Below are 18,985 nucleotides of genomic sequence, written 5' to 3'. Positions count from 1 at the left end.
CTAGAACGATTGCTTTTTTATTTTGAAAGAGATACTTTTTAAATCAGCACTAATTTTAAAAGTGTATGGCAATTGATGATAAAAAGAAATAATATGCAACAACAGCATGTCATTTATTTCTTTTAAATTATAATAGTTTGGTACTTTTTTACCTACTGTTTTTTTTATTTTATACTTTATCGAATTTTGAAATGAATCTTCTACAAAACGAACTGATAAAATTCCGTTTTGAAATTGTGGTAATTCAACAAATAAAAAATGAGTTACTCTTTCCTTTGTATTATTTATAACAATCTGGTTATCGAAATCATTTAATTCATTAAAATCAGTTTCTGAAATGGTTTCTCCCCAAGTTTTAAAATTGGGTATTGTTACGCCCCTATTTTGGTGGGTAATTAAATGTTGGTGGTTTAACTGAACAACCCCTTTCAATTGTAACTCATTACTCAACACATCCGTTTCGCCTTTTCGATAGCTTTTATGCCATTGGTGTAACAGTAAAATTTGATCATTGTAAAAGAGGCTTTCAATTCCAGTTCTAGTCAATCTGTTATGAATATCGATATCTTCGGCTCCCCAGAAATGCAAAAACTCATCAAATCCATGAATTCCCTGAACGGCTTGTAATGGAAATAATGAAAGTCCTTGTGCACCCATTTCACTAGAAAATGAAATTTGATATTCCGAAAACTTTTTTATCACACTCGTTTCTGGTTCGCTCAAAAAACCTACTTTAAAATAATAGCATCTAGCTGAACTGGCTAGATTATTTAGCATAGAAATAAAATCATTTCTAAAAATAACATCAATATCCGCGACAAATACATACGGTGTTTGAACCCATTTCAAACCAATATTGATGGCTTTAGACCTAGACCAAGGTTGATAAAGAGTGTAACTATACTGATATGTTGCAAAACTATAACTCAAAACTAAGTTCTTAACCTCATCAGCAAACGGAATAGAAGAACCATAATCAACAAATAAAACTCTGAAGTTTTTATTGTCTTGATGCACTAAGGAATCTAAAGACCGCTTAATTCTAGATAATTCTCTGTTGCGATAAGGGTAAATAATGGTTATCATTTCAAATAGTTTTTAGATTCTTCTTTACTTAATCCTTTCCAGATTAAAAAATACGGCATCATTTTTTTATTTAAAATAAATTTTCCAAAAAGTTTCGTTTTTAAATAATAAACCCACTTCCCATCAGGGAGATAGGGCACTAATTTAAAATCAAGAATATGCTCTTGTTTTTCTAATTTTGAAACTTCATCAGACATCCACTCTTCGATACTGTTCCCCATGTGGTACGTATAATTATCAACAGTAGACAAACGCCAAAATCCTTTTTTCACCACTGGTAGATCTAAAAATTTGCCCTCACTATCACCTCCTAATTTGTATTTTGAGAATGTACTTTCAAAATTATCGATGACATCTCCTCTGTAAGTAGCTATAAAATGCCCCGCTCCTACAACTGCTTTAGTTTCATTATGAGAAACCGTCAAATACTTTTGTAATTGAATCTCATTATAAAACGCTGCATTCCCAACACTATGAGCAAACATTTTTAAGGCATCTCGATTATCAACTTTAGAGAAATGTAGTCTTTTTGAAAAAAACAAATCCCAATATATATTTGCCGTATAAGTTCGTAAAGATCTTGAAGATGGTGTTGAACAGACAACGCCTGTTTTAGGAAATGCCTCAAAAACAGAATAAGTTGCTTTTTGCCAATTCTTTAAAAATAACACATCAGCATCTGTAACCGTAACCAAAGAAAAATCATGCCCCACAATTCCTTTTACAATTGCATTTAATTTGCCAATATTACTGGTATTGATAATTTCTTGAATTTCCCCATCTAAAAATAACTTGTTTAGATAAGCAATAACTACATCACAACTGCCATTATTTACAATAGTAATATATGTTTTTTTATGAATAGTTTTAAATAGTGAATCAAGACATAATTTGAATATTTTAAAACTATCTTTAAAATAACCTTCTTCATTAGGTATATAAACAGGAACAACAACCTGATGAAAATAATCAGATTCTTGCTGAGGTTGGTCTTTATGTGGATTGAAGCCTACTCGCATAAATCGTTTTCTATTTTCTGATATAAATCTACTATTTTTTGTTGGTTCGAATTATAATCTAAATAATTTCTAGAAATTATTTGATTCTCTTCAAATGCATTTGTACGCATTTTAGAATTTGAAATTGCTAAAATAATTAAGTCTTTTATAGCAGCTACATCTTCCGTATTATCTATCAATAAACCGTTTTTTTTATGATTTACAATTTCGGCTGTTGTACCCCCTGGATTAGACTGAATAGGAAATACACCCATAACTATGGCTTCCAATAAGGTATTAGGCATACCATCAGAAATACTATTTCCAATATAAAGTAACGACTTTCCCATTAACGCCATCAATTCTTGATGAGAAAGTACTTGTCTGTCAAAAAACTTAAAATTAAGATGATTAAATTCTATATAATCAATTACTTTGGTATGTGCTCCAAAAACTACTACTTCAAAATCTTGAATTTCATGCTCAAGTAAATGCAATGCTTTTACAATATTCAAACCTCTACCAAATTGATGTTCGTATCCTTTAACTAATATGATTTTCCTATGACATATTGGTTGTTTAAACTCATCCAACAAACTTAAATCATAACCCGCACCACCTGGAATTACTCCAACATGCGTTCCTGAAAAGCCAAATTGTCGCGCAAGTACTAAATCTCTTGTGCAATCAGTATGCAAATAATTAATTTTCTTTAAAACCTTCTTTATTTCATTTAAGTGATTTGGAAACTGCTGGTAATAAAACAAATCACTACCCCAACACGAATAGAGCCACTTTATATTCGGATATTTTCGCATCGTTTTTAAAATAGGGTACGAGCAACTTTGCATTTCAAAACTGTGAACAATGTCAGGTTGAATTTGTAAAATTATTTTTTCTAATGCCTCGTTTGCCGTTACTTCCAAAAAGGGTTGAATTGTTTTATACAAAAAAGGAAATCTTTTACCCAAAAAATATTCTCCTTTGTTATAAGGTAATTTTCTTTTTTTCCAAGCTGTAAATTGGCGAACAGAATCTAAAGTCTCTAATCGACCTCTACCCAAAACATCAAACCAATACAACTCATACGAAGTATCTTTTAGATTTGCTATCCAACGGATTACATGAACAGACGGCATGGAAATAAAAAGAATTTTCATTTATTTTAATAATTTATACCCTTTACCCAAAATACTAAAAACTAAAAACCCAATTATTGTCTTGCAACTACTTTTAATATCAAAACCCATAATTTGCTTATTTAACAGTTTTATCAAAAGAGGAAATTTGCTTTTATGTTTTTTAACAACTGCTTCTCTTAATAAAAACTTATAGCGTATCTTAATATAATTTTGCAACACCCTTATATTAGCCTGTTTATTTATTACGACTAATTTCAAATGTTTCTCTCTTGTATAAAATTCAGATTGAATTTCATCAAAATTAAGTTTATTGATTTCATTTGACAAGGAATTTTCATGGATTCTGTATTGAATTAATGGCTCATTTATATAAACAATTGCCGGCTTTTGATATAACATTCGAAGATTGAAATCCCAATCATCTAAATTTGAAATTTTTTCATCAAAAAGTTCCGATTGTTTTTCTAAAAAAGTTCTTTTCCACAATGGTCCTGAAATATAAAAAGAAATCTTTCCAGTAAGATAGTCTTCTATTAAATCGTATGAATAAATTCTGTTTTCTTTTAAAACTAAATCATTCTCAAAATCATAATAAGCTACTTTACAAACACTAAAATCAATATTTTCATCGAATGATTGAAATTGACGTTTTAATAAATCAGAACGCATTACATCATCGCTATCAAACCATTGAATATATTCGCCTTTACTCAATTCGAACCCATAATTTCTACAGGAGTTGGGGCCTTTTAATTTATTAATTGGTCTTTTGTGGTATTGAAAACGACTGTCTTTTTTAATATATTCACGAATGACCTCAATAGTATTATCTGTACTATCGTCATCGACCACAATACATTCCCAATTAAGGTACGTTTGTACTAGAATACTATCGAGCGTTTCACCTATTAAATTGGCTCGGTTGTATGTTGGGATTATTATGGAGATTAAAGGCAAATTCATTGAAATAAACTTTTTACAAATCTTCTTATAAATTTTAACATTGGTAAAGTTGAATAATTTTTTAGATATTCAAAAAACAAAACATTCCATTCCTTTAACGTTAATTTTCTGTTTATTTTTATAGCAATCTCTGCTTGCAATAAAAGTGGCAAACGCATATTTTCATCAAACAAGTTTAGATTGTTCTTTACCAAATCCATATAAAATAGAGACCTAGCAATATTTTTTTTTAGTAAATTAGTAGTCCTACCCGTCAAGCTTTCACAAGAAATAACAACAGTTACAATTGCATCATTTATTGCAAAAACAGGTTTGTTTTCAGCGAACTCTATCCACGCATAATCATCACTATGCCAAGCCAAAGGATAATTTTTGAATTTGTACTTTAAAAAACTTTTCCTTCTAAAAATATGCTCAGACAATGAACTTCTCACATCCCCAGAATGTCTTCGGTAATAAAAGTCGGTTGCCTTTTCAACTTTTGGATTTATATAAACTTTTGAAATTATATTTTTTACTTTATCTATTGATTGCGTCGAAAACCGCACTACATTAACTCCCTCCTTTTTTATTTCTAACAAATTCGCATAAAAAGCATCCACTACATTTTCCCCTAACACATCATCATCTCCCAAAATCATTATCCATTCTTCATTATTTGATAATGCAATACAGCGTTCCCATTGTTGAGTAAGTGAAGTCCCTCCCAGATTCTCATCAAACCGATGATATACAAAATCAAACTTTTGTTGGTACTTTTCTAACAAATCATTTGGACTCTCAGGACTAGCATCATCACCAATGTAAACCTTAAAATTCTGATTGGTTTGAGCCGCTAAAGAATCTAATGTCGCTTCAAAGAAAGTGAATTTATAATATGGGATTATTATTGCTAACATTTATTCTAGAACTTCTTTTGTAACTTCTAAATAGGCTGTTCCCCATTTTTGACAAGGTTCCAAATGATTTCCTTCTGCCCATTCGTTCCATGCATTGATAAACAAAAAACTCTCTGGAACAGTGTCCCAAGGATAATTTTCTCTTATATAACTCAACCATTTTTTATATTTTTCAGGAGTTGAATCATGTAATATAAAAGGGTGCTCTTTTCGTCTAGCTGAATTATCCCACATAGGAGTTATACCAGGATAAACATCCTTCCTAAAACCAATTTTCTTTTGAATGTCACAATAAGTATCATAATCATAATAACTATCAAATTCCTTAAACTTTATACCTAATTTTTTTTTAATTCTATATCCTAGTAATACTTTAAACTTATGTTTTAACCTTCTCATTTTAGTTATACCATAGGGTATACCTTTAGATTGACTTCCGAAATTGGGTTGGAATTGAAAACCAAAATCAAAACCCTTTTCATTTGGAGAAAACGAATGTTCAACATTTTGTGCAAAACCTATATAAAGATCTGGAAAACCAGCTTCTTGAACTGCTTTTCTCCATATAGAAATTGTTTTTTTTATATCTGGAAACAATTTTGGACGATAAACTATAAAAATAGGTTTACCATTTACTTTTATATATCGATTATCCTTAAAAAAAGGAATTAAATGTTCTATATGAGCCAAATCATCTTCAAAACTATATTCTTGATGCAACAGTACATTATGATTTGCTCCGTCCCAAGTTCTAGTCCAATTCTCATTTGCCCAACACATCATAAAAGGTAAGTCTTCCTCAGAATTTTTCAGCTTTCGATCTAAAGGGTCTTGCAGAATTTTTTTCCCATTAAACCAATAGTGATAATAACAAAAACCGTGAATACCATATTCTTTGGCCATTGCTTCCTGAGCAAGTCTTGTTTCCTCTAATCTCAAATCATAAAAGCCCAAATTAGCAGGTAAATGAGGTTGGTAATGCCCCTCAAATCTGGGCTCAGCTTTGGTAACATTAGTCCATTCTGTAAAGCCTTTTCCCCACCAAGAATCATTTTCTGGAATAGGATGAAATTGAGGCAGATAAATGGCTATGGGTTTTATTTTTTCCAAAATTTCCTAACTAAATTTATTCGTTTAACAATTGAATTACCTAATCTAAAAGACTCAGATTTCAAAACTTCTTCATATCTTTTATCATTTTCAAATATAATTTTCTTAATTTCATTATTGACAACACTAACGCCATTAAAAAGGGATGCTCCAACTTCAAAACAATCATTATTACTTTGGTTAGAACATAAGGCTAAATTAAAAAAAGGCTTATTGTAGAAATCATCATTAACTAGTTCGTTTTTAATATGTTTATAATCACCATCAAACAAATCAAATTTTGATTTAGAGCTTTTACTAACTGGGTGAATTAATGAGCCGATAACAAATCGTTGATTAAACAATCTCACATTTTTAAAATTTCTTTTTAGTAAATCATTAAAATCTTCTAATGTCAGTTCCAAAATATGATAAGGGTTATTAGGATCTCTTTCGCTGTAAATGCTCTTTTCTGGTGAAGAAATCAATAAAAAACCATCTTCCTTTAAAACTCTAGATATTTCACTTAACATTAAATCATGTTTATTATGATGCTCAATGGTTTCAAAAGAAATCACTACATCAACAGATTTGTCTTCAAGAGGTATCACATCAGTAGAACCAACTTTAAACTCAATATTTTTTGAAGAAGCATATTTGATCTTTGCATGATTTATTGATTTTTCATCTATATCAACTCCGTAGACCTTTTTAGCATTTCTACTAAGCAAAAAACTTCCATATCCTTCTCCAGATGCAATATCTAGAACAATTTTGTTTGAAATAATTTCTTGAGCTATTGCATATCTATGCAAATGTTCAATAACTCCATGAACAGAATTAACTCCTGTTGTTAATCGTTCTCCAGTCCATTCTAAATCCTTCATGTTTTATACTTATAAACTAATAACATTGTCCCAATCCAAAATTGGCCTTACAACTCCAGGAATTTTTCCTTTATAATCAATCCCTCTAGCTGTATTTTCAATAAATTCATCAATAATATTAAAAGAAAACTTATTGACATCGTGAAAATGAACTCTAAAATAACCTTTATAAGACATAGCAGCTATTCCACAAAAATGATAACCTTCTGCTAAAAAATTATTTGGAAACCAAACAATGATTTGGTAAACTCCAACTTTATATTTTTCGCTATTATTTTTTTGATGGGAGCTCAATATATGAATTTCTTCATTATTATAAAGATTTAATCCTAACACTAAATCAGACGTTTCAACTAAAATCTCAAACTTTATTCTAACGCCAACTTTCTCAAAAATAAAATAATCCGATTTATTTTCAAATCTATTATTTATAACTTCTGTTTCTAGCAACCTAACGACCTCACTAGAAGGGGCTTCAACTTCACTATATATTTTCCTAGAAGTAATATCGTTGTCAAGATTCAAGTATTCAGAAACTGCCTCCTCAATCCCCCCCTCAAACACTACTTTCCCATGCTCCAAAACTACCCCCCTAGTACACAAACTCTTTACGGCAGCCATATTATGACTTACAAACAACACCGTTCTACCGCCTTGTCTTGAAATATCCTGCATTTTTCCCAAAGCTTTCTTCTGGAACTCGGCATCGCCTACGGCTAGAACCTCATCAATGATAAGAATTTCAGGTTCTAAAAATGCCGCTACGGCAAAAGCCAATCGCACCGTCATTCCGGAACTGTATCGTTTTACCGGCGTGTCAATATAGCGTTCGCATCCCGAAAAATCAATGATTTCGTCCAGTTTTACAGCAATCTCTTTTTTGGTCATTCCCAAAATGGCACCATTCAAGAAAATGTTTTCTCTTCCAGTGAGCTCCGGGTGAAAACCCGTTCCCACTTCAAGTAAAGAAGCAATCCTCCCTCTCGATTTAATACTTCCCGTGGTAGGTGCTGCCACTTTGGACAGAATTTTAAGCAAAGTCGATTTTCCAGCTCCGTTTTTCCCTATAATACCAATGACTTCTCCGCGCTCCACTTCAAAGTTGATATCCTGCAAAGCCCAGACATAATCACTCTCCCCTTTGGTACTGCGGTCATTAGTATCGCCTATTTTAAGATAGGGATCCTCTTTTCCTCTCAGTTTATGCCACCATCGGTTCAAATCATGACTGATGGTACCAGTACCTACCTGCCCCAAACGGTATTGTTTGGAGATATTTTCAGCTTTTAATATAATGTCTTTACCCATAGTGTAATTTCTCCTCCCACCCCCTTCAAAAGGAGGAGGGGCCGGTACTTAATAGAAATGTTTTTTATTTACTTTTTTCTTTTTTAAATTTTATTATTGAAGTTATCTGAATAAATTTCTTAACCACAATAATCATAAAATAATTTAATACCCAACCTTCTCTAGCGTCTCCTCCGAAGTAAGGATGCGCTAGTAATATAACTTTTCTGAGTCAAATTCAATCTCGTCTCCCCCTCCTTGGGAGGGGGCCGGGGGGAGGAATCTAAACCGTATCTATAAATGTTTTTTCTGTTTTATTAAAAATCAGCAATCCTATAAAAAAAACGGCTATGGTTACAACACCAACATATAGAAAAGAACCAACCGAAAAACTTCCAGTGTTCAACAACATATATCGGGATATTTCAATAACATACGCCATCGGATTATAATCAATAATCCATGAATAATCAGGCATCTTTTCTTGTATTAATGCTAATGGGTAATTCACTGCCGAAATATACATCAGCAACTGTATCCCAAAAGTCACTAAATACGTCAAGTCCCTGTATTTAGTGACCATCGAAGAAATAATCATTCCAAGACCCAATCCCATCAACCCCATCAAGACTACTAAAACCGGAAAAAAAAGGAGCGTGAAATTGGGCGATAAGGATTCGCCCGATACTATAAAATAAATATAAAAGGCTATAAAAATAAGCAGCTGCAATCCAAACTTAATCAGGTTGGAGAGCACTATAGATAATGGCATGATAATTCTTGGAAAATAAACTTTTCCAAACAACCCGGCATTGGCTTTAAAAGTGTCTGAGGTAGCCAACAAACAGGAGGAAAAATAATTCCAAACAGTAATACTGGCCAAATTAAATAAAAATGGCGGAACACTACCAGTAGCTATTCCTGCAACCGTATTAAAAATAATCGTAAAAATAATGGATGTAAACAGCGGTTGGATAAAATACCAGAGCGGCCCTAAAACGGTTTGTTTGTAAACCGTTACAATATCTCTTTTAACAAAAAGTAGCAACAAGTCCCTATACTGCCATACCTCAGTAAGATTCAGGGAAAAGAATTTATTTTTAGGTGTTATTTCAAACAACCAAGGCGCAGCGCCATTTTTTGAATTATTCATTGTTTCAGGATGCTTATGTAGAAATAAAAATGTCGCAAGCCGACCCTAATTTTCTTTCTACAACGGTGGTATTATCAAACAAATATAGCAATTTGCTATAGAATTAAGCCATAGTATATAATTATTAAAATGTATAATAAAATGCATTTTAATAATAGGATGGAAAAGAAAATAAATCTAGATCTGTTACAACCATCAGGTAAGTACGAAAGTTGTTCCAAAGTAAAAATACTAATTGCAGATTACATACTTGATGCTAATCCTTAAAAAATCAATTCTGCAAGAAAAGTCCACTATTGAAATCGTAAAAATAACGTTTACCATTTTTTTCTTCATCTATCAGAACCAAAACAACAACATAATCATATATAAAAAAAAATATTTAAAGCCTATACGCTATACAATGACCCATTCTTCACAACGTCCTTTTGTTTTCAACACAAAAAAGGTTTAATAACAGAGAGATGTGAATAAAAAAAATAATTTTAACAGCAAATTATCCCAGTTTAATAGGCAAACTTTTTACTTTTGCCTTTTAATTTAATTCATTAGTATCATGAAAGATTTATTAGCAAAAATTAACACCGAAATCGAAACGTTCAAAACAGAATCTGAATTACACGTCGAGAAAGGGAACAAAGCTGCTGGAACAAGAGCAAGAAAATCAACGTTAGACTTGGAAAAACTTTTAAAAGAATTTAGAAAAGTTTCTGTAGAAGAATCAAAAAAATAAATCTACAATCAATTATAAGCCCTTTGGAATTTCTAAAGGGCTTTTTTTTACTTACCCATTCAGCTACTTGTAAAACTAGACCTAACCTATGTATAATGTAAGTTCAAAACAAAGAATACTTCTATACTTTATTTTTTAATATCCTTTACATAAGCAGCAAGAAAGACGTCTTGTGGCAGCTATTAAAAAAAAAATCTGCCACAGTTTACAAGTTTAAAAGATTTTTAACCCTGAACTACGAATTAATCTGTATAAATCTGTGAAATTATACGAAAAAGGAGTAAGCGCTTTATTCAAATCTAATATTAAATTATAGCCCTTACTTAAATACAAAAAAGCCCATAAAACAAAACTGTTCTATGGGCTTCTACATAAGAAATAACTGCACTAGTCTGCTATTTATCCAACAACTCAAATGTTGAGTTCATACTTTTAAACTCAGGTACAATTTTTTTCATTTTCGCAACAACAGCATCATTTTGATACTGATTAGCAATACTAATTAATTCATCGATATCTATATGAAAATTTTCAAACTCATCCTGAATTTCCTGTGCAATCATGATTTTTTCATGATGTGTGGATAAGGTCTTAGAGGTATCATTCAGTAGTTCCTCATATAACTTTTCTCCAGGTCGCAAACCTACAATTTGTATTTTAATGTCTTTTTCAGGAATAAATCCGGCAAGTTTAATCATTTTTCTGGCTAAATCGATAATCTTAACTGGTTTTCCCATATCAAAAATATAGATTTCGCCACCGTTACCCATAGCACCAGCTTCTAAAACCAGTTGACAAGCCTCAGGTATTGTCATAAAGTACCGAATAATATCAGGATGTGTAATCGTTAGAGGTCCGCCTTCTGCTATCTGTTTAGTAAATAAAGGAACTACTGATCCATTAGAACCCAAGACATTTCCAAAACGGGTAGTGATAAATTTTGTGGCATTAGAATGACTTTCCTTTTGACTTCTTAAATGAAGGGATTGAACATATTTCTCGGCTATTCTTTTGCTGGCTCCCATCACATTACTCGGATTAACAGCTTTATCTGTAGACACCATTACAAACTTTTTTACATTATACTTACAAGATAAATCAGCTAAGTTTTTAGTGCCCTGAATATTAGTTAGAATGGCTTGAGAAGGATTTTCCTCCATCAGTGGAACATGTTTGTAGGCAGCAGCATGAAAAACCACTTGTGGACTATAGGCACTGAAAAGATGTTCTAAAGCCTCTAGATTCCGAATATCTCCAATTACAGTTCTGATTTTTGAATTTGAAATTAGAGCTTGAGTTTCTAAGGATAAGTGATGCAGAGGAGTTTCTGCTTGGTCCAAAATAATAATTTTTTTCGGATGAAAACTCAATACCTGACGTACAATTTCACTGCCTATTGATCCTGCAGCACCGGTAATAAGGACAGTCTTGTCTTTAAGCTGTTTCGTAATAGACTTATTGTCTAATACAATAGGCTGTCTTTCTAACAAATCCTCAATTTCAATGTTCTTTACTTTTTGAGAAATTTCTTTTTGATTTTCCCAGTTGGATATCAAAGGTACATTATATACCTTAAAATTGTATTCTAAACATTGGTCTACAATAATCGATTGCTCTTCTTTTGTCAAACTTTTATCTGCTATAATAATACCCTCAGCACCCACAGAGCGCATTAAAGTAGGCATCTTTTTCTTTTGTACCAAAATAGGCAAATCGAGCATTCTTTTAGAAGCATTTTGATTATTCTTGTCAACAAATCCCACAATTTTAAAACGGGAAGGAGTTTCAAATTTTAATGCATTCGCTACAGATATCGCATTTGCATCAGTACCATATATTATCGTTCTAATAAGCTTGTTATTTCCTTTTTCCGAAAAATAGAGTTCAAAAGTCTGTTTCACTACTACACGATACAAAAACAAACCACAAAAAGAAAGCACTACATTTATAAACATAGCAGTATTCAAAAAGGCTTTCTCACCAACCAGCAATTCATAGGAAAAATTAAAAAAAAGAAATAACACCAAAACCGCCATTTGTGAAAACAAAAGTTTTACTGCATCTATATAGGAGGAGTGCCTGATGATTCCCGAATACGTTCTAAAAATCCAAAAAAAGAAAAGATTAATTCCAAAAAAAGAACTTATAAAAAGAAAATGATCTGGCGTAATAATATAGTCCAAACCAGTTCCCCTGAAAATCAGATAAGTAAAAAAGAAAGCAACAATCAAAACGGTAACATCCATCATCACAATAATCCAACGCGGCAGATAACTAAGATTATGAATATTAAATCGCAGATTAGCTCTCGAAAAATATTTTGAAACAACCCCATCTGGATTCGTATTATTATTTCTATTCAATTGATATAGATTTAAAATTATTCTTTAAAACGCTAACAAAACTACAAATAATTGATGTTAAAGTAACACCTTTCGTCATTACATTTCGGTTTTTATACCGAATAAAATAAAAAGCAAGCGGGCTACGGGTTGAGATGAGAATGTTTTAAGAAAACCGTTTCTTCAAATAAACAGGCTTTCTACGTTTAACCTCAGCACGTTAATTGCAAGAAAACTCCTTTAATTCTGTTTAATGCTGCCGCGCTAAGATTTGAGCCCGACGGCAAACAAAGTCCATGCTCAAATAAAGTTGCGGCTACTTCATGACCATAATATGCATTTTCCTTAAAAACCGGTTGTAAATGCATCGGTTTCCAAAGTGGACGTGATTCAATGTTTTCCTCTGAAAGTGCCTGCATCACTTGATCCCTTGTCAATTGATAAGGATTATTGGGGTCTATTAAGATTGCCGTCAACCAATAATTAGAAAAATAACGGTCATCAGGTACAGCATGCACCGTAATTCCGGCTATGCTTTCAGATAATACCGTATAAAATTGATGTACCCTCCTTCTTGATTCTATATGTTTTTGAAGCACTTCCATTTGTCCCCGACCGATACCGGCACATACATTGCTCATTCTGTAAGTATACCCGATCTGACTATGCTCATAATGAATCGCATCCTCCCTGGATTGCGTGGCATAAAAAATAGCTTTCTTCTTTAAAGCCTCAGAATTTGTCACAATCGCACCTCCTCCAGAGGTAGTTATGATTTTACTGCCATTAAAAGAAAATATTCCAACATCTCCAAAAGTACCACATTTTCGACCTTTATAACTACTTCCTAATGCCTCAGCGCTATCTTCCAAAATTGGAATCCCATAAATATCAGCAAGGACACGAATGGCATCAATTTTATAAGGGATCCCATATAAATGAACAGCAATGATAGCTTTGGGCTTTTTTCCCTTTTTTATTTGGTCAATTATAGCTTCTTCAAGTGCAACAGGACATAAATTCCAGGTTTCAGCTTCACTGTCTATAAAAATAGGGATTGCCCCTTGATACAAAATAGGATTGGCTGAAGCTGAAAAGGTCATGCTCTGACAAAGTACGGTATCACCTGACTGAACCCCTAAAAGAATCAATCCCAAATGAATGGCCGCGGTACCCGAGTTCACTGCGGCAACATACCCTGAACCCAGATAATGCTCCAAACTTTGTTCAAAAAAATCGATATTGGGTCCTATCGGAGCAATCCAGTTAGTATCAAAGGCCTCTTGAATATAGTGCAGTTCGTTTCCACCCATATGAGGAGGTGAAAGCCAAATTTTGTTTTTTTCCATCTTCAAAATAAAGAGTTGTTCCTATTCACAACGAATACGATTGGAATATATTTTTTAAAGGTAAAAATTTATTGGAACGGAGACCGCATTTAACTCAAGATAAAAAAAATGGAATGAAAATAATTCAGTAACCCCCTGTCCAAAGAAGCCTAAAACCAAAAAACGCTTTTCAACTGTTGTTACAAATTCACAGTTTCTATTTCATAAAAATGTAGCGAGGACTATTTCAGCCGCTACAGAGCTGTCATCTTGAGCTCCGTCTAGAGACAAAATCAAGCACTAAATTTTCAACTTCATTTAGGACTGGTGCAAAACGAAAATTTCAAAGTCAATACCAATAGTACCAATAAACGTTCATCTATCCCCTCCTCTAAACGCCCTTATAGTTTTATCACAAAAAATCATGGTAAGGATTTAAACGTTTATGCTGTACCCATTTTTCAGACAGAAATCTCAACGATTTAAGATAGGTTTTTAGTTTTATATTCTATTATCTTGGTTAAAATCGGAGATAACTTTTGGCTGTTTTAAGAAGCCAAAAAAAGTTATTCTGATTTTATGCCACTTCTTTTTTGTAATAATTATTATAAGGCGTTCCATAATCTAGTGACTGATGAATTCGCCGTGTATTATAAAATTCAAAATAATCTTTGAGTCCTCTATAAAGGCTGATTCCATCAGTATATGCTTGTAAATATACATTCTCGTATTTGACTGTCCTCCATAATCTTTCTATAAAAATGTTGTCAATAGCTCTTCCTTTACCGTCCATAGAAATTTTTATTTCATTGTTTAATAGTACATTGGTGTGAACCTCACTGGTGTATTGACTTCCTTGATCTGTATTGAAAATTTCAGGCACACCATACTTTTGTATAGTTTCTTGCAAAATATCGGCACACCAATCGGCACTCATTGTATTGCTTACACTCCAGTTCAAAACAAATCTTGTATGCAAATCAATAATCGCAGTCAAGTACATAAATCCTTTTGCCATAGGAATATAGGTGATATCTGTTGCCCAAACCTGATTTTTATGGGTAATCTTCAAACCTTTGAGTAAATAAGGGTATTTCTTATGTTCTTTAGTACTCACTATGCTGACCCCCAAAATTCGGACAATATATCCCGACTAATTTAGATAGGAATAAAAACCTTAAATTAGCACTAATATGTCAAGAACAAGAAGAACCTTCGGAAAAGACTTCAAAGCCAAAGTTGTTTTGGAAGCCTTAAAAGAGAAAGATACCATCGAGGTATTAGCAAAAAAATACGAGTTGCTGCCCAACCAAATTTCAATGTGGAAGTCCGAAGCGATACGGAATCTTTCTGCGGTTTTTTCTGCAGAAAAAACGCTCGTTGCCAAAGATGAAATTCCAACAGAGAAACTCTATGCTCGAATAGGTCAGCTGACTTTGGAGAATGACTTTTTAAAAAAAAGTCTGGGTTAGTATCGATCAGTGAGCGAGTGAAAATGGTCGATACCCAAAATAAATTGAGCATTGTCAAACAATGTCGCTTATTAGAAATTCATCGTGGCGGTCTTTATTATAAAGCAAAACAGGAAAGTTTAGAGAACTTAAAAATAATGCAATTATTAGACCAACAGTATTTTAATACTCCATTTTATGGCTGCAGGAAACTGACGTTTTGGCTCAAGGATTTAGGTTTTAAAGTGAATCGCAAACGGGTAAAACGATTGATGCAAATCATCAATTGGCAAACCATTTATAGAGAACCTACAACAACAGTGAGTACTAAAGAACATAAGAAATACCCTTATTTACTCAAAGGTTTGAAGATTACCCATAAAAATCAGGTTTGGGCAACAGATATCACCTATATTCCTATGGCAAAAGGATTTATGTACTTGACTGCGATTATTGATTTGCATACAAGATTTGTTTTGAACTGGAGTGTAAGCAATACAATGAGTGCCGATTGGTGTGCCGATATTTTGCAAGAAACTATACAAAAGTATGGTGTGCCTGAAATTTTCAATACAGATCAAGGAAGTCAATACACCAGTGAGGTTCACACCAATGTACTATTAAACAATGAAATAAAAATTTCTATGGACGGTAAAGGAAGAGCTATTGACAACATTTTTATAGAAAGATTATGGAGGACTATGCTGTACCCATTTTTCAGACAGAAATCTCAACGATTTAAGATAGGTTTTTAGTTTTATATTCTATTATCTTGGTTAAAATCGGAGATAACTTTTGGCTGTTTTAAGAAGCCAAAAAAAGTTATTCTGATTTTATGCCACTTCTTTTTTGTAATAATTATTATAAGGCGTTCCATAATCTAGTGACTGATGAATTCGCCGTGTATTATAAAATTCAAAATAATCTTTGAGTCCTCTATAAAGGCTGATTCCATCAGTATATGCTTGTAAATATACATTCTCGTATTTGACTGTCCTCCATAATCTTTCTATAAAAATGTTGTCAATAGCTCTTCCTTTACCGTCCATAGAAATTTTTATTTCATTGTTTAATAGTACATTGGTGTGAACCTCACTGGTGTATTGACTTCCTTGATCTGTATTGAAAATTTCAGGCACACCATACTTTTGTATAGTTTCTTGCAAAATATCGGCACACCAATCGGCACTCATTGTATTGCTTACACTCCAGTTCAAAACAAATCTTGTATGCAAATCAATAATCGCAGTCAAGTACATAAATCCTTTTGCCATAGGAATATAGGTGATATCTGTTGCCCAAACCTGATTTTTATGGGTAATCTTCAAACCTTTGAGTAAATAAGGGTATTTCTTATGTTCTTTAGTACTCACTGTTGTTGTAGGTTCTCTATAAATGGTTTGCCAATTGATGATTTGCATCAATCGTTTTACCCGTTTGCGATTCACTTTAAAACCTAAATCCTTGAGCCAAAACGTCAGTTTCCTGCAGCCATAAAATGGAGTATTAAAATACTGTTGGTCTAATAATTGCATTATTTTTAAGTTCTCTAAACTTTCCTGTTTTGCTTTATAATAAAGACCGCCACGATGAATTTCTAATAAGCGACATTGTTTGACAATGCTCAATTTATTTTGGGTATCGACCATTTTCACTCGCTCACTGATCGATACTAACCCAGACTTTTTTTTAAAAAGTCATTCTCCAAAGTCAGCTGACCTATTCGAGCATAGAGTTTCTCTGTTGGAATTTCATCTTTGGCAACGAGCGTTTTTTCTGCAGAAAAAACCGCAGAAAGATTCCGTATCGCTTCGGACTTCCACATTGAAATTTGGTTGGGCAGCAACTCGTATTTTTTTGCTAATACCTCGATGGTATCTTTCTCTTTTAAGGCTTCCAAAACAACTTTGGCTTTGAAGTCTTTTCCGAAGGTTCTTCTTGTTCTTGACATATTAGTGCTAATTTAAGCTTTTTATTCCTATCTAAATTAGTCGGGATATATTGTCCGAATTTTGGGGGTCAGCATAGACAGTCAAATACGAGAATGTATATTTACAAGCATATACTGATGGAATCAGCCTTTATAGAGGACTCAAAGATTATTTTGAATTTTATAATACACGGCGAATTCATCAGTCACTAGATTATGGAACGCCTTATAATAATTATTACAAAAAAGAAGTGGCATAAAATCAGAATAACTTTTTTTGGCTTCTTAAAACAGCCAAAAGTTATCTCCGATTTTAACCAAGATAATAGAATATAAAACTAAAAACCTATCTTAAATCGTTGAGATTTCTGTCTGAAAAATGGGTACAGCATACACTGTTGTTGTAGGTTCTCTATAAATGGTTTGCCAATTGATGATTTGCATCAATCGTTTTACCCGTTTGCGATTCACTTTAAAACCTAAATCCTTGAGCCAAAACGTCAGTTTCCTGCAGCCATAAAATGGAGTATTAAAATACTGTTGGTCTAATAATTGCATTATTTTTAAGTTCTCTAAACTTTCCTGTTTTGCTTTATAATAAAGACCGCCACGATGAATTTCTAATAAGCGACATTGTTTGACAATGCTCAATTTATTTTGGGTATCGACCATTTTCACTCGCTCACTGATCGATACTAACCCAGACTTTTTTTTAAAAAGTCATTCTCCAAAGTCAGCTGACCTATTCGAGCATAGAGTTTCTCTGTTGGAATTTCATCTTTGGCAACGAGCGTTTTTTCTGCAGAAAAAACCGCAGAAAGATTCCGTATCGCTTCGGACTTCCACATTGAAATTTGGTTGGGCAGCAACTCGTATTTTTTTGCTAATACCTCGATGGTATCTTTCTCTTTTAAGGCTTCCAAAACAACTTTGGCTTTGAAGTCTTTTCCGAAGGTTCTTCTTGTTCTTGACATATTAGTGCTAATTTAAGGTTTTTATTCCTATCTAAATTAGTCGGGATATATTGTCCGAATTTTGGGGGTCAGCATACGTTAGCCGAAGGGAGCAACCCCCGAGTCGAGTGTGAAAGACGAGCGGCTGGGGTTGTGATAGGAAAATACGTGCGATGATTTTGGGATAAAACTATACAGGCTTGAAATCGAAGATTCATGAATACTAAAAAAACAATATCAACCCGTGAATAATTTTTGTTTCTTTTTTGATCAAGACAAAAAAGAAAAAATTGTTCTTCCTATAAAGTAATAGTAGTAGTAGTAGTAGTAGTAGTAGTAGTAGTAGTTCCAAAAAACGTTCATGTATCACCCCCCTCTTCTAATAAAAGTTAAACCAGCGATAAGAAAAAATTCTTCTTTAGCAATAATAAACCGACACCAAAAACCACTATAAAAACGCAACCAACAACAACATAAAAAATCCAGTACGACCACAAAAAAGCCCATAAAACAAAAAATGTTCTATGGGCTTCTCCATAATAATAATAATAATAATTCCGTAAACGCTATTCACACCACTTCTCTCACCGCCCTTATAGTTTTATCCCAAAAAATCACGGTAAGGATTTAAGCGGTGGCCGAAGGGGAGCAACCCCCGAGTCGAGTGTGAAACACGAGCGGCTGGGGTTGCGATAGGAAAATACGTCCGATGATTTTGGGATAAAACTATTCAGGCAGTGATTT

18 protein-coding genes and 2 pseudogenes are annotated in these 18,985 nt (G+C 33.0%); 4 read left to right on the top strand and 16 right to left on the bottom strand.

Annotated features, from left to right (window positions below):
* The 9 genes from G7A72_RS12185 to G7A72_RS12145 form a co-directional block, all read right to left on the bottom strand.
* Entirely contained in the window at nucleotides 1–1,086 is a 1,086-nt protein-coding gene (locus G7A72_RS12185; protein ID WP_165152667.1) for a glycosyltransferase family 2 protein, read from the bottom strand.
* On the bottom strand, nucleotides 1,083–2,105 hold the full coding sequence (locus G7A72_RS12180) for a glycosyltransferase family A protein (protein ID WP_165152666.1): 1,023 nt from the start codon (nucleotides 2,103–2,105) through the stop codon (nucleotides 1,083–1,085). Before G7A72_RS12180 ends, G7A72_RS12185 begins: the two co-directional genes overlap by 4 nt.
* Nucleotides 2,096–3,244 carry a glycosyltransferase family 4 protein gene (locus G7A72_RS12175; RefSeq protein WP_165152665.1) on the bottom strand — a complete coding sequence of 383 codons (1,149 nt, stop codon included), beginning with the start codon at nucleotides 3,242–3,244 and terminating at the stop codon, nucleotides 2,096–2,098. Before G7A72_RS12175 ends, G7A72_RS12180 begins: the two co-directional genes overlap by 10 nt.
* Complete coding sequence (locus G7A72_RS12170; RefSeq protein WP_165152664.1) at nucleotides 3,245–4,189, bottom strand: glycosyltransferase; 945 nt, start codon at nucleotides 4,187–4,189, stop codon at nucleotides 3,245–3,247.
* Nucleotides 4,186–5,088, bottom strand: coding sequence for a glycosyltransferase family 2 protein (locus G7A72_RS12165; protein WP_165152663.1), 903 nt, complete (start codon nucleotides 5,086–5,088; stop codon nucleotides 4,186–4,188). The genes G7A72_RS12170 and G7A72_RS12165 overlap by 4 nt, the downstream gene beginning before the upstream one ends.
* Nucleotides 5,089–6,198, bottom strand: a complete 1,110-nt coding sequence (locus G7A72_RS12160; protein ID WP_241258510.1) for a glycoside hydrolase family 99-like domain-containing protein — start codon at nucleotides 6,196–6,198, stop codon at nucleotides 5,089–5,091.
* Entirely contained in the window at nucleotides 6,186–7,064 is an 879-nt protein-coding gene (locus G7A72_RS12155; RefSeq protein WP_165152662.1) for a class I SAM-dependent methyltransferase, read from the bottom strand. Before G7A72_RS12155 ends, G7A72_RS12160 begins: the two co-directional genes overlap by 13 nt.
* Before the next feature lie 9 nt (nucleotides 7,065–7,073).
* Nucleotides 7,074–8,372 (bottom strand): ABC transporter ATP-binding protein, encoded by a 1,299-nt coding sequence (locus G7A72_RS12150; protein WP_165152661.1) that lies wholly within the window; start codon nucleotides 8,370–8,372, stop codon nucleotides 7,074–7,076.
* Nucleotides 8,373–8,634: 262 nt separating this feature from the next.
* Nucleotides 8,635–9,504: an ABC transporter permease gene (locus G7A72_RS12145; protein ID WP_165152660.1), complete on the bottom strand. Its 870-nt coding sequence runs from the start codon at nucleotides 9,502–9,504 to the stop codon at nucleotides 8,635–8,637.
* A 556-nt stretch (nucleotides 9,505–10,060) separates the two neighbouring features.
* Here G7A72_RS12145 and G7A72_RS12140 point away from each other — a divergent pair.
* Complete coding sequence (locus G7A72_RS12140; RefSeq protein WP_113667012.1) at nucleotides 10,061–10,237, top strand: histone H1; 177 nt, start codon at nucleotides 10,061–10,063, stop codon at nucleotides 10,235–10,237.
* A gap of 395 nt (nucleotides 10,238–10,632) precedes the next feature.
* On the opposite strand, the gene G7A72_RS12135 is transcribed toward G7A72_RS12140, so the two are convergent.
* From G7A72_RS12135 to G7A72_RS12125, 3 genes and pseudogenes are all read right to left on the bottom strand, one after another.
* Complete coding sequence (locus G7A72_RS12135) at nucleotides 10,633–12,537, bottom strand: polysaccharide biosynthesis protein (RefSeq protein WP_371807570.1); 1,905 nt, start codon at nucleotides 12,535–12,537, stop codon at nucleotides 10,633–10,635.
* 254 nt (nucleotides 12,538–12,791) lie between these two features.
* Nucleotides 12,792–13,928 carry a DegT/DnrJ/EryC1/StrS aminotransferase family protein gene (locus G7A72_RS12130; RefSeq protein WP_165152658.1) on the bottom strand — a complete coding sequence of 379 codons (1,137 nt, stop codon included), beginning with the start codon at nucleotides 13,926–13,928 and terminating at the stop codon, nucleotides 12,792–12,794.
* A gap of 556 nt (nucleotides 13,929–14,484) precedes the next feature.
* Nucleotides 14,485–15,009: pseudogene (locus tag G7A72_RS12125) on the bottom strand (IS3 family transposase); the annotation flags it as partial.
* Between the two features lie 91 nt (nucleotides 15,010–15,100).
* Between G7A72_RS12125 and G7A72_RS12120 the strand changes: the two are divergent.
* Together G7A72_RS12120 and G7A72_RS12115 are read left to right on the top strand one after the other, a co-directional pair.
* A complete protein-coding gene (locus tag G7A72_RS12120; RefSeq protein ID WP_165151468.1) occupies nucleotides 15,101–15,379 on the top strand; it encodes a transposase in 279 nt (92 codons plus the stop codon).
* A gap of 23 nt (nucleotides 15,380–15,402) precedes the next feature.
* On the top strand, nucleotides 15,403–16,113 hold the full coding sequence (locus G7A72_RS12115) for an IS3 family transposase (protein ID WP_241258509.1): 711 nt from the start codon (nucleotides 15,403–15,405) through the stop codon (nucleotides 16,111–16,113).
* A 78-nt stretch (nucleotides 16,114–16,191) separates the two neighbouring features.
* On the opposite strand, the gene G7A72_RS12110 is transcribed toward G7A72_RS12115, so the two are convergent.
* Both G7A72_RS12110 and G7A72_RS12105 read right to left on the bottom strand, forming a co-directional pair.
* Nucleotides 16,192–17,007, bottom strand: a complete 816-nt coding sequence (locus tag G7A72_RS12110) for an IS3 family transposase (RefSeq protein WP_241258508.1) — start codon at nucleotides 17,005–17,007, stop codon at nucleotides 16,192–16,194.
* Nucleotides 17,008–17,030: 23 nt separating this feature from the next.
* Entirely contained in the window at nucleotides 17,031–17,309 is a 279-nt protein-coding gene (locus G7A72_RS12105; protein ID WP_165151468.1) for a transposase, read from the bottom strand.
* A 95-nt stretch (nucleotides 17,310–17,404) separates the two neighbouring features.
* On the opposite strand from G7A72_RS12105, the pseudogene G7A72_RS16605 reads away from it, so the two are divergent.
* Nucleotides 17,405–17,548: pseudogene (locus G7A72_RS16605) on the top strand (IS3 family transposase); the annotation flags it as partial.
* A 91-nt stretch (nucleotides 17,549–17,639) separates the two neighbouring features.
* On the opposite strand, the gene G7A72_RS12100 reads toward G7A72_RS16605, so the two are convergent.
* Both G7A72_RS12100 and G7A72_RS12095 read right to left on the bottom strand, forming a co-directional pair.
* Nucleotides 17,640–17,960 (bottom strand): IS3 family transposase, encoded by a 321-nt coding sequence (locus tag G7A72_RS12100; RefSeq protein ID WP_165152655.1) that lies wholly within the window; start codon nucleotides 17,958–17,960, stop codon nucleotides 17,640–17,642.
* Between the two features lie 23 nt (nucleotides 17,961–17,983).
* Nucleotides 17,984–18,262 carry a transposase gene (locus G7A72_RS12095; protein WP_165151468.1) on the bottom strand — a complete coding sequence of 93 codons (279 nt, stop codon included), beginning with the start codon at nucleotides 18,260–18,262 and terminating at the stop codon, nucleotides 17,984–17,986.
* Nucleotides 18,263–18,985 lie beyond the last annotated feature (723 nt).

The sequence above is a fragment of the Flavobacterium sp. Sr18 genome (assembly GCF_011064265.1).
GTDB classification, from domain to species: domain Bacteria; phylum Bacteroidota; class Bacteroidia; order Flavobacteriales; family Flavobacteriaceae; genus Flavobacterium; species Flavobacterium petrolei.
Note: the sequence above shows the minus strand (reverse complement) of the source record. Positions and strands in the feature narration are given on the sequence as shown.

Excerpts from the sequence above, each read along its gene's own strand:
- G7A72_RS12120 (WP_165151468.1), top strand. The coding sequence starts at position 15,101 with ATGTCAAGAACAAGAAGAACCTTCGGAAAAGACTTCAAAGCCAAAGTT.
- G7A72_RS12150 (WP_165152661.1), bottom strand. The coding sequence starts at position 8,372 with ATGGGTAAAGACATTATATTAAAAGCTGAAAATATCTCCAAACAATAC.
- G7A72_RS12175 (WP_165152665.1), bottom strand. The coding sequence starts at position 3,244 with ATGAAAATTCTTTTTATTTCCATGCCGTCTGTTCATGTAATCCGTTGG.
- G7A72_RS12145 (WP_165152660.1), bottom strand. The coding sequence starts at position 9,504 with ATGAATAATTCAAAAAATGGCGCTGCGCCTTGGTTGTTTGAAATAACA.
- G7A72_RS12130 (WP_165152658.1), bottom strand. The coding sequence starts at position 13,928 with ATGGAAAAAAACAAAATTTGGCTTTCACCTCCTCATATGGGTGGAAAC.
- G7A72_RS12155 (WP_165152662.1), bottom strand. The coding sequence starts at position 7,064 with ATGAAGGATTTAGAATGGACTGGAGAACGATTAACAACAGGAGTTAAT.
- G7A72_RS12170 (WP_165152664.1), bottom strand. The coding sequence starts at position 4,189 with ATGAATTTGCCTTTAATCTCCATAATAATCCCAACATACAACCGAGCC.
- G7A72_RS12115 (WP_241258509.1), top strand. The coding sequence starts at position 15,403 with ATGGTCGATACCCAAAATAAATTGAGCATTGTCAAACAATGTCGCTTA.
- G7A72_RS12165 (WP_165152663.1), bottom strand. The coding sequence starts at position 5,088 with ATGTTAGCAATAATAATCCCATATTATAAATTCACTTTCTTTGAAGCG.
- G7A72_RS12105 (WP_165151468.1), bottom strand. The coding sequence starts at position 17,309 with ATGTCAAGAACAAGAAGAACCTTCGGAAAAGACTTCAAAGCCAAAGTT.
- G7A72_RS12110 (WP_241258508.1), bottom strand. The coding sequence starts at position 17,007 with ATGGTCGATACCCAAAATAAATTGAGCATTGTCAAACAATGTCGCTTA.
- G7A72_RS12180 (WP_165152666.1), bottom strand. The coding sequence starts at position 2,105 with ATGCGAGTAGGCTTCAATCCACATAAAGACCAACCTCAGCAAGAATCT.
- G7A72_RS12140 (WP_113667012.1), top strand. The coding sequence starts at position 10,061 with ATGAAAGATTTATTAGCAAAAATTAACACCGAAATCGAAACGTTCAAA.
- G7A72_RS12095 (WP_165151468.1), bottom strand. The coding sequence starts at position 18,262 with ATGTCAAGAACAAGAAGAACCTTCGGAAAAGACTTCAAAGCCAAAGTT.
- G7A72_RS12100 (WP_165152655.1), bottom strand. The coding sequence starts at position 17,960 with ATGGTCGATACCCAAAATAAATTGAGCATTGTCAAACAATGTCGCTTA.
- G7A72_RS12185 (WP_165152667.1), bottom strand. The coding sequence starts at position 1,086 with ATGATAACCATTATTTACCCTTATCGCAACAGAGAATTATCTAGAATT.